Consider the following 15,995-nt stretch of genomic DNA (forward strand, 5'->3'; position numbering starts at 1 on the left):
CGCGGCGACGATGATCGTCGACAGCGACATCAGGATCGCGCCGATCGACATGGGCAGCACGAACCCGACCGGCGCGAGCACTCCTGCCGCGAGCGGAACTGAGATGAGGTTGTATCCCGCTGCCCACCAGAGGTTTTGCTTCATCTTCCGGTACGAGGCGCGCGAGAGTTCGATCACCGACAACACCGACCTCGGGTCGTCGCTGGCGAGGATCACTCCGGCCGACGCGATAGCAACGTCGGTACCCGCGCCGATAGCGATACCGACATCGGCCTGCGCGAGAGCCGGTGCGTCGTTGACTCCGTCACCGACCATCGCCACGGTGCGCCCTTCCTGTTGAAGTTCAGCAACGTTGTGGGACTTGTCTTCCGGTTTCACCCCCGCGAAGTAGCGGTCCACACCGAGCTCGGTGGCGACGGACTTCGCGACGGCTTCGGCATCACCGGTGATCATCACCACCGCGATACCCCGAGCGTGGAGCGCATCGACTGCCGTGCGGGATTCGGGCCGGATCTCGTCGGCGAGCGCAAGGGCACCGATCACAGCACCGTCGGCCAGGACGTGCAGGATGATCGCCCCGTCGCCCCGCCACCGGTCGGCGACAGCAAGTTCGGATCCGCGCTCCTGCTCGAGCAGCGCGGGCCCGCCGACCTGCACGCGGGTGCCGTCGACGTCCGCAGCGACCCCGACAGCGGGAGACGACTGAAAACCGGCTGCAGCCGGGACGGTCAGGTTCCGCGCGCGTGCGGCGCCGACGATGGCACGGGCGAGGGGATGTTCAGAGTCGGCTTCTGCGGCAGCGGCCAAAGCGAGGACCTCGTCGGCGGTGCGCCCGTCTGTCACCTCGATTGCGGTGACGGTGGGTTCACCCTTGGTGAGGGTGCCGGTCTTGTCGAAGAGCACGGTGTCCACCGTGCGCATTGTTTCGAGTGCGAGCCGGTCCTTGACCAGGACACCGCCGCGGGCTGCGCGTTCGGTGGCGATGGAGACCACCAGCGGGATCGCGAGTCCGAGTGCGTGCGGGCAGGCGATGACCAACACGGTGATGGTGCGGATGACGGCGTCGTCGGGCATCCCGAATAGCGTCCACACCAACGCGGTGATGATCGCAGATCCGAGAGCGAACCAGAACAGCCAGCCGGCGGCGGTGTCGGCGATGCGCTGGGCCCGCGAGGTCGAGTTCTGGGCGTCGGCGACCAAGCGGCCGATGCCTGCGAGGGCGGTGTCCTCCCCGACTGCGGTGACCTGGACGCGCAGACCGGAGTCGGTGGCTACCGTGCCGGCGACAACTTGGTCGCCGTCGCTGCGGCGGACGGTGCGTGATTCGCCGGTGATCATGGACTCGTCCATGCTCGCCGATCCGGAGACGATGGTGCCGTCCGCCGGTACTCGGCCGCCGGGGCGCACGACGACGACATCACCGCGCTGCAGCTCGGCCGGGGACACCGGCACCACATCGTCGCCGTCGACGCGTTCGGCGGTGTCCGGAAGCAGCGCCGCCAACGAGTCCAGAGCGGAGGTGGTCTGCGCGAGGGATCGCATTTCGATCCAGTGCCCGAGCAGCATGATCACGATCAGCAGCGCCAGTTCCCACCAAAAGTCGAGCTGATGATCGAGCAGGCCGAGGCTCGCGCCCATCGACGCAATGAATGCGACGGTGATCGCGAGGGCGATGAGCAGCATCATTCCTGGTGCACGTGAACGGATTTCGCCAACTGCTCCGGTGAGGAAGGGAGATCCGCCCCAGGCGTACATCACGGTGCCGAGCGTCGGCGAGACCCAGGCGATCCACGACGCGTCCGGCAGTGAGTATCCGAGAAGCATCGCGAACATGTTCGATGCCACGATCACCGGAACGGCGAGGACCAGCATGATCCAGAACAGACGACGGAACATGCCGACGTGATCGCCGTGACCGGCATGGCCACCGTGCCCGGTATGCCCTGTGTGTCCTCCGTGTTCGGAGTGCTCGCCGTGTCCGGTGTGGCCTGCGCTGCGTTCGGACGTGTCGTGCCCCGACTGCGCGCCAGCTCTCTTAGCCGTTCCGACGTCAGAATGCGTGTGGTTGTTCATCGCGAAATACCTCTTCCTGCAACGACTTCAGCGGTTACGCGGTAGGCGAATCTGCGGTTTGCGGTTCGGCTGCGTATCCGGCATCGCGAACGGCGGCAATGACCCGGGCGTGGTCGGGCTCGCCGATGCTCGTCACCGTCAGCGTTCCTGCCGACGCTGATGCTTCGACCGTGTCGACCCCGACCACAGCACCGACTTCTTCCCGGACCGACGCTTCGCAGTGGCCGCAGGTCATGCCCGTGACTTTGTAGTGCGTGGTGATCATGTCGCGCTCCTCCGACTGTCTGCATACCCCCTAGGGGTATCTGGCTAACGTGTCGACCATACCCCCTCCCCGTATGTTTCGGAAGGCCGTTGGCTGCGTCGAGCGGTTTACGAACCTGCGGCGACGACCGGTCCGTTGGCTGAACTTCGAATCGAGTCAGGGTGCAGTGGGGTCTACGTCGAATCGGCCAGGGTGCGCGGTCCTGACATAGCGCACCGCTGTGGTGGTGCCGATACCGAACACGGTCATCAGGGCAACTGGGTCGCCGCTGTGGGCGGCCTCGTCGAGGATGCGATCGACACGCAGTTCGCGGGCGGTGATGCCGAGGTCACGGAATGGGCGGGTGATGTAGTGGCGACTGCCCGGCAGTGCGGTAGGCGCAGTTATCCGGGTGATCAGCAAGTACGGATTCGTGCTGGTCGGCCACCGCAGCTGACGGTAGATCAGCCAGTCGCGGAGCACCTCGGCGGTGAACTCGTCCAACCAGAACGTGTGGCGGGTGTGTGGACGGGTGACGGTTGCTCGTCCTGCCGAACGGTCGAGATGGTCGAGTCGGAAGCCGATGACCTCTTCGATCGTCAGCGCGTGGACCGCGACGAGCGCCAGAATCACCCGGTCATCGGGCCTGGTCAGCTGATCGAACAGCCCATGTACGCGATCGGATCGTAACGGTCTGAGGATCCTGCGGGTGTACCGACCAGCGACCTCTCGGGCAGGGTCGGCGAAGATGCGACGTTCGCGTTTGAGTCCGCGAAAGAGCGACCTCAGGGCCGTGTGCACGTTATGTCTCGACTGCCCTGAGTGACGGCTGAGAGCGCGCTCGATGTCGACAGTATCGACAGATCGCAGACTTTGGTGTGTCTCAGCCCATTCCTGCAAGACCGGTAGCGCGAAATTGAGATAGAGGGCAATCGTCACTGCCGTCAACGGTCTGGATTTACGTCGACCGCGGCCGCCCAGCGCAGTGACACACGCCTGCACGTCGTCACGGAACTGCGCGGGTGTCTGCTCGATCATCCGTATCGTGCGCTCGGTGTGCCGGGCGGCATTGCGTGCCGCCACCCCATCGGCAGGGTTTCGTCCCGACATCAGTTGGGAGGTGGAACGCGGCGGGCTCCGCGCTTCCGGGCCCCGGCAGTGGGTGCGGCAGGGCCCGACCGATCGCCGATTGCGCGTGCTGGAGCTGCGTCGAGATCCGCGTCGTGAACAGCTTCCGCCAGCATCAGATCACCGACAGTGCAGTTTAACGCCGCACAGATCTTGTCCAGGTCATCGAGTCGGATCGTGATCGGCGCCGAAGACCACAGGGCCGCAGTCTTGCTCAATGACGGATGGAAGTCGACCTGCTCGAATGCTTTGAGTAGCTGCGTCGGACGCCAGATGTCGCGTTGCGCCGCAACCATGCGCAAATTCCATTTCATCTTCTAATTCTCCGTACTCAAGCGCCGCACGGCGCGTTGTGTCGACTCGATGACGGACCGTTCCGGGTCGGCTCCTGCCGACGCCAGATAGCCCACAGTGGTGCTTGCCCATTCGTGACCGAGCATCTTCTGCACATCCCACAAGGGCATTCCTCGTTGGTAGTTGTGGGTAGCGCAGGCATGACGCAACAGATGGGGGTAGAGCTCGCGCACCGGGCCGTTGAGGTGATGGTGCGATGCAGCTTTGAGATTGCGGCGAAATGTCGAGGGTTGAATGGCGGGTGCAACGGCGAGGTTGAGCGCCGCGACGGCGGTCGGCAAGCGTTCCGATGGCCACAACGGTGCGCCCGCGTCGGTCGGGTCGTCGCAGAACTCGCCCCGGACCTGCTCGAGATACCACCACAGCAGCTCTCTCCCCTCTTCGAAGAGAAAAGCTTGCCGTTCGCGTGGACCCGATCCGCGGGCACCCTTACCCACGACGACGAAGCGGCCCCACTGTCCCGCTTCCCAATGGATGTCGCCGATCTTCACCGCACACAGCTCCGACGCCCGCACCCCGGACAAGTACGCAATCTTCGCCATGGTGTAGTCGCGTGCGCTCACGTGGTACTTGCGAGAGCGTGGCAGGGCGTCTCTCCAGTCGGCAAAGAACGCTGTCATCGCTCGTCGAGTGGGAGGAATCCGCAGCGCGAAATCACCCCTGTGCCTCGGCCGGTTGAACGGGTCGACCGGTGACTCGACACCGACGCCGAACGCTCGGAGCAGCTCGCCAGCGTAGCGGTGCTCGAGGAATCGGTAGTAGTTGTCGATCTGAACTGTCTTTTTCCGGATGGTCGCGTGACTGCGTTTGCCGGGACCGGCGAAGTACTGATCGAACTGCTGCTGGGTCAATCGCCATGGCACGCAATCGAAGTAATCGCATATCTCGATCACGGGATACATGATTCTCTGCAGCGTCGCGGGCTCAGACCCGCCACATCTCTGGCCCATCCGTATTCGACCAGCGTGTTACGGAAGAAGTCGTGTTCGTCGTCCCCCGACGCCGACGCCAGCCGCTGCAGCGATTCGACGTCCGCAAGTTCCCCGCTGCCGACCCCCGCGGCACTCGATGCGCCGTCGGCAGCGATGCGCTGCTGCCGACGAGTAGCGAAATCTGACACGAACAGTGAACTTATGCGAGGAACTCGCAGAATCCACGAGTAACTGATGAAATTTGAGCGACCACGGAATGAAGAAGAATCGTTGCTCTGACCAGGAACCCTGGGCTCACACCGGTTCCTGGCAGCCGATCGAACCCGCGCGGACTCCAGTGGCCAACGCGGGGTCTGCGTTGTCGGCGGCACATCGTGGGTGAAGCTGTTCTCGCGCAACGGAAACGACATCTCCGCCTCGTTCCCGGATGTGGCGGCTGCGTTGTCGGACACGACTGCGGGTCGATCGGTGACCCTGGACGGCGAGTTGGTGGCACTGGATTCGGGCGGTCGGCCCGATTTCGGGCTGCTGCAACGCCGAATGCATGTCGCGCGCCCGTCGGCGGCGTTGCTGCGGTCGACCCCGGTGACGTATTTCGTGTTCGACGTCCTCGACATCGACGGCGAATCTGTCCGGACGCTCCCCTACACGCAGCGCCGTGAGCTGCTAGAGGGCCTCGGCGTGGCCGACGGGCGGCGAGTGCAGGTGCCGCCGAATATGACGGGAATCGACGGGGAGACGTTGATGGGCATTGCCGCCGACAACGGCATCGAGGGGGTCGTGGCGAAGAAAGCGGAGTCGGTGTACCGATCGGGGATCCGGTCGCCATCGTGGGTCAAGGTTCCGATCCGGAACACACGCGAAGGCGTGATCTGCGGATGGGTTCCCACTGGCGGGCGCGCCGGTGGGACACTGGCGGCGCTGCTACTCGGAGCGTACGACGAGGCGGGCGAGTTGGTCTACATCGGCCGTGTGGGAACGGGTTTCACCGATCGGATGCGCCGAGAGCTGCGAAGCACACTCACCGAGCGCACCCGTCCGGACAGTGCGCTACACGGTCCGGTTCCACGCACCGACGCAGTCGGAGTGTCCTGGGTGACACCGGAATTGGTGGCGACCGTGGAATACCGAGAACAATCGGCAACGGGGCGTTTACGGCATCCCGCATTCAAAGGAATCCGATCCGATATCACTCCCCGCGATGTCGTGACATGAAAGGGTGCAGCTTGTCGTCGCATTCTTTGGTTACGCTGGCCGGTACCCGAGTCCGTGACAAATGTGTGTGATCGAAAGGTTTTCCGGCTGTGGCCAAACGAGTGACAACCCAATTGGTGGACGATATCGACGGGTCGGTCATCGACGACGAATCCGGCGAAACGATCGAATTCGCGGTGCGCGGTGTCGAGTACTTGATCGACTTGAAAGCGAAGAACGCCACCGAGTTTCACAAGAAGCTCGACCACTACATCCAGCACGCGACGCGGGTCGGTGGCCGCAAGCGTAAGCCCTCCCCGAGTTCCGGGTCGACCGCGGCCGGCGGATCGGCCAAGCGCGATCCGGAGCAGACACGCGCGATCCGGCAGTGGGCGTTCGACCAGGGCTACGAGATCAGCGAACGTGGCCGAATTCCGGCCGACATCGTTGAGGCGTACAACGCCGCACACTGACGGGCGGTGAGCCGCCTGCGCGTCGTGAGCAGTGCGGTGGTGGGGCGTCGAGCGGGGGAGCTCGAGGGCGGCGGCAGCCCCCTCGACCCGGACCGGGGACGAGGCCACCGGCGGCGGGCACCCGGAGAGGTACCCGCCACCGATGCCGGTTCTAGTCGGTGATGCTCTCCTCGCTGGGTGCGGTGAGTGCGTCGTATGCCTGCTCGGGGGTGAGCGTTCCGGCCCCGACCTGTTCGACCACGGTCAGCACGTGGCCGTGCTGGTCGAGAAAGCCCAGGTAGTTGTCCTGGTTGGAGCCGCCGACTCGCTTCCACCAGTCTTTACCGGTCCCGCTCATCCGCGCTTCGTAGGCGGCGAGGATCTGCGCGAGCGCGATCACCTGTGCGCGTGCGTCGCTGGCCGTGTCGATCACCGGAGCCAGAGCGGTACGGGCGGCGCGTTCTTTCCAGTCGCCCCACAGGTGGCCTTCGGGCTTGCCGATCGTGATACCGAGCAACTCTGCGAGGTGCTCGGACGCTTTGTTCTGGGTGAGCAGTCCAGGCTCGTCGACGAGTGTGTCGGTGATCCACTTCGCGGCACCCTTCGGCAGGGTCTTGCGGGTGAGGAACTTCGCGAGCCATTCCTTGCGGACGATCGTGGCGGCGGCGCTGGCCTTGTTGAGTGCGATGGTGCGCCGACGTGCGAGCTTCTCGGCCTCCTTCGCCGCGAGCACTTTCTGTGCTGCTTCCTGCTCGCGCACTCTCTTTGCGGCTGCATCGGAGGACTCGTCGGCGGCGGGTTCGGCCGATGCGGCGGCGAGGATCGGACCCAGTTTCACACCGGCGGCATCGGGGTCGGCGGTGAAGTACTCCGGCACCCACACTTCGACGGACCCGACGTCCTTGTAGTGGTGCAGTCCCTCCTCCGCGTCCCCTGACAGATCGACCTGGGTGTCCCAGTCGATACTGTCCTTGTCGATGAACTCGCCCGTCGCGACGAGGGTGAGCTTCTCCTCTTTCGTCAGCCACACCGCCCAGTGCTCGGCCGCGGCCTCGATGATCGCTTCGGTGATCGGGTCTCCATCTGTAGTCACCAAGTCCTCAGCGGCGGTGTAGGGGTCGCCGTAGTAGGGCTCTTCCTCGAGGACCGTCAGTCCCTTCTCGGCGTATGGTGCGCTTGCTGCGGTGCGGGCCTTGCGCTCGGCGCGGTCGGCGAGCAGCTGCTGCGCTTCGGACCGGAACCACGACCCGGCATTGAGCAGTTGTGCGACGGCGTCGGTGTCGCCCTCGGCGTCGAACACGGCCACGATCGCGGCCTGGTCGAGGGTGAGCTGTCCCGCGTCGAGGGCATCGATCGCAGCCTGCGACCGGCCCGCTGCCCCTGCTGCTTTGACGGTCTCGCGCTTGACCTGGACGGCCTTGGCGATCTTGGGCACCGAGACACCGAGTTCGAGCATGTCGGTCACGGCCTTCGCCCGCTGGCCTGCGGTGAGGTCGATACGGCGGTCGTTGGCGACGACCTGCCGAGTGAGACGCTCGATTTCCCGGTCCTTCGCTGTGCTCGCGTCGGGCCGGATCAGCACCGGCACGCTCTCGGCCCCGGCTTCGATTGCGGCGAGGGTGCGAACCTGGCCGTCGATGACCACGATGAGGTCGCCGTCGCGGCGCGCGAGAATCGGTAGCAGCACTCCGTGTTCGATGATGGAGGCGACCATGTTTCGGAATGCCGTTGTGTCGGTGACGACCTCGTCGCGGACGTTCGGTCCGACCTCGAGGGCGGTGGGGTGCAGGCGGGCGTACTCCTCGCCCGCCCCCACGACCGGCGTGGTGCCGGTCGTGGGGGCTTCGGTTGCGGCGGTGGTGGTTTCGATGCTTGCGGTCATGGTGGTGTCTCTCTCCCTGGTAGATTCTTCGGTTGGAGACACCGGGCAGTTAGGAGCTGTCCGGTGTTTCTTGTTTTCCGGGGGCGGTGTGGGCCTCGGGGGTTACTGCCGGGCGGTGGCCACGTGGTGGTGGCCTGCGAGCCGTGCGGCGTGGATTTCGGCCTCACTGGCTCCGTGTTCGCGGGCGGTGCATGCCCAGAACGCGGCCCGCTCGAGGTGCGCGTCGACGGTGGTCGAGTTCGCGTCCGATGCGGCTCGGTTGACCTGCTCGGTGTAGGCGGTGACCTGTGCGAGTGCGTGGGTCTTGACCTGTACCGGGACTCCGGCGATCGCGGTCATGATCGCGGTGCGCAGTCCCACCGTCCTCGGTCCTGTGATGGTGTCGTGCATGTCGTGACGTCCCTTCTCAACTGGTGGCCTGGCCCTTTGCCCTGCCACGTTTTTCGCCGTTTCTGGCGTGAGGAGAGAAGTCAGCGCACGGGGACGACGGGGCAACCCCTCGGCCGGACAGTTTTCGTGGGAGCGCAGCGACTGCTCTACGAAAAGTGTTCGGAGCCTTCGGTCGTAGCGCAGCGGAGCGAGGGGTTGAGGCGGCGGTCACGGGTGATGGATGCTCGCCGGTAGCCAGAACCGCAGTGAAAAACGTCTTTGCTCTTCCACGGTGCGGAGCGCAGCGGAGCTCCATCCAGGGGACGCCCGCAGGGTGGCCGGCACCGCCGTCAGGCGGAATGCACCCAGCTCGTCGACGCCGGCGGAGTGCCCACCTCCCGGCCGCGGAGCTCGCGAGGCGATTGTGCGGGAGCGACGGAGACCGCCACGCTCGGTGTCGCGGTAGCGCTAGGGCGTCGGCTCCACGACGGTAGGTGGCCAGTCGTGTGGTTTGACGTTGTCCGGTTTGGATCCTTCGGCGGCGTAGGGGACTTCGGTGTCCCAGTCGAAGTAGACGTTATTCCACGCTCCCGGCGAGTTGAATAGCGTCTCACCGTGGAACTGCGCCTCGCTGAACGTCGTCTCACCGTGGAACTGCGCCTCGCTGAACGTCGTCTCACCGTGGAACTGAGCCTTTCCGAACGTCGTCTCACCGTGGAACTGCGCCTTTCCGAACGACGCCTCACCGTGGAACTGCACCTCACCGAACGACGCCTCACCGTGGAACTGTGCCTTTTCGAACGTCAACGCACCGTGGAACTGCGCCTCACCGAACGACGCCTCACCGTGGAACTGCGCCTCACTGAACAACGTCAACGCACCGTGGAACTGCGCCTTTCCGAACGACGTCCACATACCGTGGAACTGCGCCTCATCGAACGACGTCCACATACCGTGGAACTGCGCCTCGCTGAACGTCGTCTCACCGTGAAACTGCGCCTTTCCGAACGTCAACGCACCGCGAAACTGCACCTCACCGAACGACGTCCACATGCCGTGAAACTGCGCCTCGTCGAACGTCGTCTCACCGTGGAACTGCGCCTCACTGAACGACGTCCAATCACCGTGAAACTGCGCCTTGTCGAGGGTGGTTGTGCCGTAGAAACGGGCGTCGTTGAAGTCGGCGTTGTGGAAGTACGCGCCGGTGAAGTCGTAGTTGTAGTTGCTCCAGTTGTGTTGGTGGTCGGGTTTCAGGTGGGTGGCGATGGTGCGGGTGATGGCTTGCCGGACCGTGAGGTCGTCATGGGGGTGCTGGTAGGTGCTTTCGACGGTGGTGGCTGCGTCGACCGTGACGACGGTTTGGCGTAGGTGGGGGTCGTGGGTGGGTGGTGCGTATGGGCGGGTGAGGTAGCCACAGAGGTAGTTGATGCAGGTTTGGGCGTCGGTGTTTCTGTTGTGGTCGATCCAGTCGTTGGTGAGTGCTTCGAGGGCATAGACCCCGGCGAGTCGGACTTCGGGAGATGGGTCGGCGAATTGTGCTGAGGTGGTGACGAATCGCCGGCGTAGCTCTTGAATGTCGGCGAGCGTGTGGGTTGCTTTGTGGTGCCGATCTAGCTGTCTGCGACTGAGATAGCCGATGATGAAGGTTATGACTGCAGCGACGATGATTCCGACGCTGGCGAGAACAGTAGCGGCGGGTTGTGTGAGGTTGTCGAGGAACCACACGCCGATGCCTGGCGGGTCAACTGCTTCGACCGGCACGGTTGGAGTGGCCGGGGCAGGGGCCTGGGCGTGGAAGCTCACGGGGGTGACAGTAGCGGCTTGACCGTAGTTTTCCTGGTGGAGTCAACGCCGGTCGCGTACTGCTGACCGAGGCCGTGGCGGAGGGCAATTGCGCGGGCTGCCTGTTCGGCTATTTCGCCGGGTAGTGGTGGTCCGTCGAGGGTTCTGATTCGCATGGTGCCGAGTGTGGCAGTGGGTACCGACAGAAATGGTTCTCTTGCAACGACTTTAGCGGGGTCCGCGGCCGCACGGTTCTAGAGGTAGAGCAGGTGGGTGGCGGTGCCGTCGAAGTGTTCGAGGTTGTCGAGGACGCCGGTGTAGTTGGCGGGTCGGCAGGCTCCGAGGCTGACGATGAGGGCGCAGGCTCCGTCGATGGTGACGAGGTAGGTCGGTGGGGTGTTGGTGGGGCTGGCATCGGCGTGGGCCTGGGCGTCGAGGAGGGCGTAGCGGACGGCGTCGGCGGCAGCTCGTTTCGCCGCGTCGAGGCTGGGTTCTGCTCCTGCGGCGGTGATGGTTTCGGGTCGTCGGTCGGGGCGGGTGGTGACGGTCCAGGTGATCATCGGTGTCGTGTTCCTTCGGTGGGTGAGCCGGGCGACCTGCGGGTGCGGGGGTTCTTCCAGCATCGCGTACCGAGCGCCAGCGAGGTCCGCGATGCACAGGCATTTTCCGGAATCTGGGGATAGAGAGTTTCCCTGTGGATGGATACGACTCGGCCCCGGAGCCCGTGTCGGGTCCGGGGCCGCGTCCGTGCGCCGGGGTCAGAGGCGTCGTCGCCAGGGTGCGGCCATGTCTTCCTGGTGTTCGCGTTCGGCGTCGTCGAATGCGTCGGTGAGGGTGGTGGGGTCGCTGAGGTACTGGTCGCCGTCGGTGAAGATCGCGACGGCCATGCGGTGGACGTTTCGGAGCTCGTCGAGCATGGTGACGTAGCCGAGGCGGTCGATGATGCGCCAGGTGACCGGTCCCATGTGGACCTCGACCCAGTGCATGGTGCGTCGACGTGCGGGTACGTACTGCTCGCGTGGGGTGACGGCGGTTTCCGGTGGCGCGATCCAGACGACGGACATGGCGGCGCGGGCGTAGTCGTCGCCCGGTCCCCCGGGCTGGGGTGCCTGGTTGTCGATGCGGCCGATGAGGGTGCGGGCGTCGGCCAGTCCGGCGATGAACGCGTGGACGGCGGCGGCGGAGCGGAAGGTCATCATCAGGCGGCCCATGGTGACGATCATCTGGGCGTCGTCGGTGGCGGCGGCGTGGACGTTGACCACGGCGTTCTGGCGTCCGACGATGGTGGCGGTCGTGTGGGTGACCACTGCGCCGTAGTTGTCGGTGTCGGTGCTGCTGTGGGCTTTCTGGGCGGTAGTCTTCGGCATCTCGCGCTCCCCTACTCAACGTGGCGACCTCGCGGCCCGCCAATTTTTTTGCCGTTCTGGCAGAGGAGAGTTGGACCGGCATGAGGGGGCCGGAGTGCAATGGTCGGGCCGGAAAGTTTTCAGCCGGAGGCGTCTGTGAAAAGTTTCCGGAGCCCTTCGGGCCGGGAGCGCAGCGGACGCCGGCGGTTGCGCGGAGGTCACCGCCGGTCAAAATCGGAAGGCCAGAAGGGAAAACAAGAATTCTTTTCACAGGACGGAGCGCAGCGGAGTTCGATGCGGTGGACGCCCGCAGGGTGGCCCGGCCCCACGCGAGCCGCTGAGCCCTTATTGCGCAACGGATAAGGCCCGCACCCTGTGTCGGGTGCGGGCCTTATCGGTCTGCGGCTGGTGCCTGTGTCAGGTCAGCTCGGCGGGTGGGGTGGTCGGGCGCCCTTCGGCGGTGTCACGGAGCCACTGCGGCACCTCTCGGCCGGTGCGTTCGCGGAGCGCGATCGAGGCGCGGGCTGCTGCGGCGGCGACTCGGGGACGCTCGGCGGGGCGGTCGGTGCGCTTTTCGGTGGTGGTCATCATGGGTCCTCCTGATCGTTCTGGTTGTCAGTGTCCTCGGTTTGGTCCTGGTCCGCCAGTGCACGTCGGGCTGCAGCTCGATCGGAGACCGCGACCAGGACGTCCTGCTCGGTTCGGGTGATCAGTGCGGAGTCGGTGACGGTGGCGTAGATGTCCCATCCGAGTTCGGCTTCGGTGTCGTTGTCGCTGGTGGTGCGCTCGAGGCACCAGGTGATCCGTTGCCAGGCCTGGGCGCGTTTGTCGGCCACGGTGCGTTGGCGGACGGTCAGGGCGACGCCGACGACGGCGAGGACGCCGACGATCAGGGTGACCCATGCTTGAGCGGGCATCAGGGGCGTTCCTTCCAGGTGGTGCCCCGGTGCCGTCTGGCACCGGGGCGGGTGTTCTACCGGCGTGAGGTTCCGCGGACGATGTCGCCTTCGATGTAGGTGAATCCATCTCCGCGGCCGTCACGGAGCGCGAAGTGGTAGTCCGCGTGAATCCAGACGGTAGCGAAGTGTCCGGCGTCGGTGAGTGTGCCGAGTAGGTCTCGGTCGGCCCCGTTCGGGAAGAACGCCACTCCGGACGAGGGCGGGTAGTAGCGGTTGAGGGTGTCGATCAGCGATTCGACGCTCCGACATTCGGCGGCCGCGTCGAGGGCCTTGTCGTAGGTGGTCCAGTAGTCGTCGATGTCGTTGGCGGTCATGGCTTCTGCTCCTCGGTCGGTGCGGTTCGGATGGGTGAGCGGGCAGGGTCAGTAGTCCTCGTCCCAGTGCTCGCCTGCGTAGGTGGGGTCGAAGTCGGCGGGTGCGTGGGCCGGGTAACGGCGGCGGAGGTCGTCCTCGAGGTCGAGACGGCCTTGCCAGTGCTTGTCGCACCTCGGATGCGATACCCCGGTCCCGGACAGTGCGTCCCGGTATTCGACGTCACCGGTGCAGTCGGGGCCGTCCGCGATGCAGGTGACGGCGTCGGTGTTCGTGGTCTCGGTCATAACTGTTGCTGCCCTTCGGAACTCGTGCCGGGTCGGTGTTGCGTCCTCCCCTGCGTTCTTTCGCCGTCATCTGGCGTGGGGAGAGTAGGCGGCGCACGGGAACGGCGTCCTGCCCCTGGGCCGGGAAGTTTTCAGCCGGAGGCGTTCGTGAAAAGTTCTCGGCGCGCCCGCAGGGCCGGAGCATCGCGGAGTCAGGGGTGGGTAAGGCGGGCACGGGTGACGCAGACTCGATGGCAGCCAGATGCCCGAAAGAACGATGCTCTTCTACGGTGCGGAGCGCAGCGGAGCTCCACTCAGGGGACACCGCAGGTGGCCGGCACCGCCGGCAGGCGGAATGCGCGACCGCTCGTCGATGTCGTCAGATGGCAACCTTCCACCTGTGGAGCACTTCGGGTAACTGTGCGGGAGCGACGGGGACCGACCACGCTCGGTGTCGCGGTAGCGCCGCGAGGCTCGCTGGTGAGGCATACTTCTGCGTGCTCCAACAGGCATGATGCTTCAGACTATTAATAAAACTAGCTATAGTTCGTGCCACGAAGCTGGATAGTTTGCTACGTTCTCGGCATGACAACCAACGAAGACACAGTGGCAGTGTTCACCGGCAAGAGCCTCGACTCGATTCTGGGTGAGGGTGGGTCGCAGTCGTGGAAACTGGATGCAGCGCGAGCCAGGAAGTGCCAGTACGTGGTGTGCACGCAGAATGCACACAACGTCGAGGCGTATGCGGACGGCACCGAGGATCATGGGAGCGCTTTTTTGGTGGGGCGGATTTCTCGGCTGGTTCCCGCGACGGACGATAGGCCCGACCGGTGGAAGATTCAGTTCAGCGAGTACGCCCACATCAGCGTCCCTGATGTCTGGACGGGTGACCGAAATCCGGTGCGGTACACCACGTTGGACGATCTGGGAATCGACCTGGCGGATGCGAATTTCGAGAAATTCGACGATCAGTCCACGAGTACGCAAGCACCGACGACGGAGGTCGCCGCGTTGACGATCCGGCAGGCGAAGGCCGGTCTGGCGAAGACGTACGACGTCGATGTCGACGCCATCGAGATCGTCATCCGCGGATAGCCGAACGTCCGCCTGACTGTCGCAGGCGGCACCGGAACGTGTGTCGACTGCCTTACCCTCGCCCGTACGACGGACTGTGGGCGTCGATGACGAGATCTGTGTAAATAGGTCGGCGCTGGCCGGTAACGTCCGCTCTCATCGACCCAGAAGGGATCCACCGTAAATGGCGACGACGGACGCAGGCGATGTCGAGGTGCTCGTCGGTTACCTCACGGCTGAGATCACTGAGATGCACGCTGCCCCGGACGGATGGCCGGGGCATGTGGAATTGGCGTTGATCGATGCGGTCCTGTCGATCAGAGCGGTCTACGGAGTCTCTGCCGACACGGGCGTACGCGGCGCGATCAAGCGGTACAAGGCCGAGTCCGGCAGGCAAAGTTGGGACGACCTCGGTGTACTGGGCGAGGCCGACCCGCAGTGGCTTCAGACGGTGCTCGGCAATAAGCAGAAGACCGGGGGTGTGCCGAAGGCTGAGGCGATTGTCTCTGCTGCCGGCCGGCTCGCAGCGTCGGGCGCGCGCCACGCATCCGACATCGATCGGGACTCGGCAGCGCAGCGAGCCGCGTACTGCGGAACTCGCGGCTTGGGCCCGGTGACGTGGGACTACTTCCTCATGCTGGTCGGCCACGACGGCGTCAAAGCCGACACTCTCGTCACTCGATTCGTGGTGGAGGCGTTGGGTCGCAGACTCGGGAGCGAAGAAGTCTCACGGCTGGTGACCGACGCTGCGAGGCGAATGGACATGCCGGTGTCGGCACTCGACCACTCGATCTGGCGGCACATGAGTAGACCTCGGAAGAGCTAGTTCCGTTCACCTGTCCGATCGAGGGAGAATTTTCATGGCCATCGATTTCGAGTTCATCGGCATGTCGACCCATCGAGTGCGATGCTGCACGACCACCACGGGACCCGGTATGCGGCCGACGTGGCCGAATGCTCGTCGATCGAGCTCACGAACCGCTTCGACTCACTCGTGACAGCACCGAAGAGTGGCGACGAGCCCTTCACGCAGCAGGGGCAGTCGATCGGATCGGATCTTCACCAGTTCTGGCGTTGGGCGTGCTCGGATCTCATCGGGAACGCCCAACGCGGTGTTCTCGCCGAATACATCGTCGGACTCGCACTCGGATGCGTAGCCGATGGAGTCCGAGTGGAGTGGGATGCTTCTGATCTACTGACCGAAGGGGGAATTCGCGTCGAGGTGAAATCGTCTGCGTACCTGCAAAGTTGGAAGCAGGAGAGGTTGTCGACGATCAGCTTCGGGATCCAGCCAACGAACGGCTGGGACGCGACGACGAACACAATTGCCGCGCAACGGAAGCGGCAGGCCGACGTCTACGTCTTTTGCGTCTTCAAACAGACTGATCGGTCCACCGCTGACCCGCTCGACCTAGACCAGTGGGACTTCTACGTGATGTCCACCCAGCGCCTCAACTCCACGTTCGGGGAGCAGAAGTCGATTGTGTTGAGCAGTCTGCTCTCGCACGATCCCGTCGAATGTTCGTTCTCCGGACTCGCCAGTGCTGTCCAGGCCGCCGCGCGCGAACAATCCTGACTCCGACCGAGCAGGCTTCGTGGCGGCACGCCCCTTCGCACTCGAGGATTCG

Annotated in this window: 21 protein-coding genes; 5 read left to right on the forward strand and 16 right to left on the reverse strand. The window is 64.8% G+C overall.

The window, feature by feature from the left end:
* The 6 genes from CH271_RS20745 to CH271_RS29125 form a co-directional block, all read right to left on the reverse strand.
* A partial coding sequence (locus CH271_RS20745) for a heavy metal translocating P-type ATPase (RefSeq protein ID WP_094634687.1) occupies positions 1 to 2,073 on the reverse strand: 2,073 nt, incomplete at its 3' end.
* A 34-nt stretch (positions 2,074 to 2,107) separates the two neighbouring features.
* Positions 2,108 to 2,338: a heavy-metal-associated domain-containing protein gene (locus CH271_RS20750; RefSeq protein WP_063216977.1), complete on the reverse strand. Its 231-nt coding sequence runs from the start codon at positions 2,336 to 2,338 to the stop codon at positions 2,108 to 2,110.
* Between the two features lie 156 nt (positions 2,339 to 2,494).
* Positions 2,495 to 3,400 (reverse strand): hypothetical protein, encoded by a 906-nt coding sequence (locus CH271_RS20755; RefSeq protein ID WP_094634688.1) that lies wholly within the window; start codon positions 3,398 to 3,400, stop codon positions 2,495 to 2,497.
* Between the two features lie 26 nt (positions 3,401 to 3,426).
* A complete protein-coding gene (locus CH271_RS20760) occupies positions 3,427 to 3,759 on the reverse strand; it encodes a helix-turn-helix domain-containing protein (protein WP_170945395.1) in 333 nt (110 codons plus the stop codon).
* Between the two features lie 3 nt (positions 3,760 to 3,762).
* Entirely contained in the window at positions 3,763 to 4,692 is a 930-nt protein-coding gene (locus tag CH271_RS20765) for a tyrosine-type recombinase/integrase (RefSeq protein ID WP_218828542.1), read from the reverse strand.
* On the reverse strand, positions 4,689 to 4,919 hold the full coding sequence (locus tag CH271_RS29125; RefSeq protein ID WP_217901379.1) for a hypothetical protein: 231 nt from the start codon (positions 4,917 to 4,919) through the stop codon (positions 4,689 to 4,691). The genes CH271_RS20765 and CH271_RS29125 overlap by 4 nt, the downstream gene beginning before the upstream one ends.
* Before the next feature lie 118 nt (positions 4,920 to 5,037).
* Here CH271_RS29125 and CH271_RS20770 point away from each other — a divergent pair, with 118 nt between their 5' ends.
* Together CH271_RS20770 and CH271_RS20775 are read left to right on the forward strand one after the other, a co-directional pair.
* Positions 5,038 to 5,946 carry an ATP-dependent DNA ligase gene (locus tag CH271_RS20770; protein ID WP_094629920.1) on the forward strand — a complete coding sequence of 303 codons (909 nt, stop codon included), beginning with the start codon at positions 5,038 to 5,040 and terminating at the stop codon, positions 5,944 to 5,946.
* Between the two features lie 89 nt (positions 5,947 to 6,035).
* Positions 6,036 to 6,398 carry a histone-like nucleoid-structuring protein Lsr2 gene (locus tag CH271_RS20775; RefSeq protein WP_094634689.1) on the forward strand — a complete coding sequence of 121 codons (363 nt, stop codon included), beginning with the start codon at positions 6,036 to 6,038 and terminating at the stop codon, positions 6,396 to 6,398.
* Between the two features lie 151 nt (positions 6,399 to 6,549).
* Here CH271_RS20775 and CH271_RS20780 read toward each other — a convergent pair whose 3' ends face one another.
* The 10 genes from CH271_RS20780 to CH271_RS20815 all read right to left on the reverse strand — a co-directional run bounded on the left by CH271_RS20780 (position 6,550) and on the right by CH271_RS20815 (position 13,314).
* Positions 6,550 to 8,259 (reverse strand): ParB/RepB/Spo0J family partition protein, encoded by a 1,710-nt coding sequence (locus CH271_RS20780; protein WP_094629922.1) that lies wholly within the window; start codon positions 8,257 to 8,259, stop codon positions 6,550 to 6,552.
* Positions 8,260 to 8,361: 102 nt separating this feature from the next.
* Positions 8,362 to 8,649 (reverse strand): hypothetical protein, encoded by a 288-nt coding sequence (locus CH271_RS20785; protein WP_094629923.1) that lies wholly within the window; start codon positions 8,647 to 8,649, stop codon positions 8,362 to 8,364.
* 447 nt (positions 8,650 to 9,096) lie between these two features.
* A complete protein-coding gene (locus CH271_RS20790) occupies positions 9,097 to 10,431 on the reverse strand; it encodes a pentapeptide repeat-containing protein (protein ID WP_141214654.1) in 1,335 nt (444 codons plus the stop codon).
* A complete protein-coding gene (locus CH271_RS28955) occupies positions 10,428 to 10,586 on the reverse strand; it encodes a hypothetical protein (protein WP_176459082.1) in 159 nt (52 codons plus the stop codon). The genes CH271_RS20790 and CH271_RS28955 overlap by 4 nt, the downstream gene beginning before the upstream one ends.
* 78 nt (positions 10,587 to 10,664) lie before the next feature.
* Positions 10,665 to 10,970 carry a hypothetical protein gene (locus CH271_RS20795; protein WP_037154365.1) on the reverse strand — a complete coding sequence of 102 codons (306 nt, stop codon included), beginning with the start codon at positions 10,968 to 10,970 and terminating at the stop codon, positions 10,665 to 10,667.
* A 198-nt stretch (positions 10,971 to 11,168) separates the two neighbouring features.
* Positions 11,169 to 11,777: a hypothetical protein gene (locus tag CH271_RS20800; protein ID WP_052058739.1), complete on the reverse strand. Its 609-nt coding sequence runs from the start codon at positions 11,775 to 11,777 to the stop codon at positions 11,169 to 11,171.
* 396 nt (positions 11,778 to 12,173) lie between these two features.
* Positions 12,174 to 12,344 (reverse strand): hypothetical protein, encoded by a 171-nt coding sequence (locus CH271_RS28960; RefSeq protein ID WP_165839653.1) that lies wholly within the window; start codon positions 12,342 to 12,344, stop codon positions 12,174 to 12,176.
* Positions 12,344 to 12,673, reverse strand: coding sequence for a hypothetical protein (locus CH271_RS20805; RefSeq protein ID WP_037146804.1), 330 nt, complete (start codon positions 12,671 to 12,673; stop codon positions 12,344 to 12,346). The genes CH271_RS28960 and CH271_RS20805 overlap by 1 nt, the downstream gene beginning before the upstream one ends.
* Positions 12,674 to 12,729: 56 nt before the next feature.
* On the reverse strand, positions 12,730 to 13,029 hold the full coding sequence (locus CH271_RS20810) for a hypothetical protein (protein ID WP_037146805.1): 300 nt from the start codon (positions 13,027 to 13,029) through the stop codon (positions 12,730 to 12,732).
* A 48-nt stretch (positions 13,030 to 13,077) separates the two neighbouring features.
* On the reverse strand, positions 13,078 to 13,314 hold the full coding sequence (locus CH271_RS20815; protein WP_037146810.1) for a hypothetical protein: 237 nt from the start codon (positions 13,312 to 13,314) through the stop codon (positions 13,078 to 13,080).
* A gap of 564 nt (positions 13,315 to 13,878) precedes the next feature.
* On the opposite strand from CH271_RS20815, the gene CH271_RS20820 reads away from it, so the two are divergent.
* The 3 genes from CH271_RS20820 to CH271_RS20830 all read left to right on the forward strand — a co-directional run bounded on the left by CH271_RS20820 (position 13,879) and on the right by CH271_RS20830 (position 15,943).
* Positions 13,879 to 14,388 (forward strand): hypothetical protein, encoded by a 510-nt coding sequence (locus CH271_RS20820; protein ID WP_052057729.1) that lies wholly within the window; start codon positions 13,879 to 13,881, stop codon positions 14,386 to 14,388.
* A 163-nt stretch (positions 14,389 to 14,551) separates the two neighbouring features.
* Positions 14,552 to 15,193, forward strand: coding sequence for a hypothetical protein (locus CH271_RS20825; protein ID WP_052057730.1), 642 nt, complete (start codon positions 14,552 to 14,554; stop codon positions 15,191 to 15,193).
* A gap of 168 nt (positions 15,194 to 15,361) precedes the next feature.
* On the forward strand, positions 15,362 to 15,943 hold the full coding sequence (locus tag CH271_RS20830) for a hypothetical protein (protein ID WP_256986477.1): 582 nt from the start codon (positions 15,362 to 15,364) through the stop codon (positions 15,941 to 15,943).
* Positions 15,944 to 15,995: the final 52 nt, after the last annotated feature.

Origin of the sequence: Rhodococcus sp. 05-340-2, from assembly GCF_002258915.1 — a bacterium.
Classification (GTDB): Bacteria; Actinomycetota; Actinomycetes; order Mycobacteriales; family Mycobacteriaceae; genus Rhodococcoides.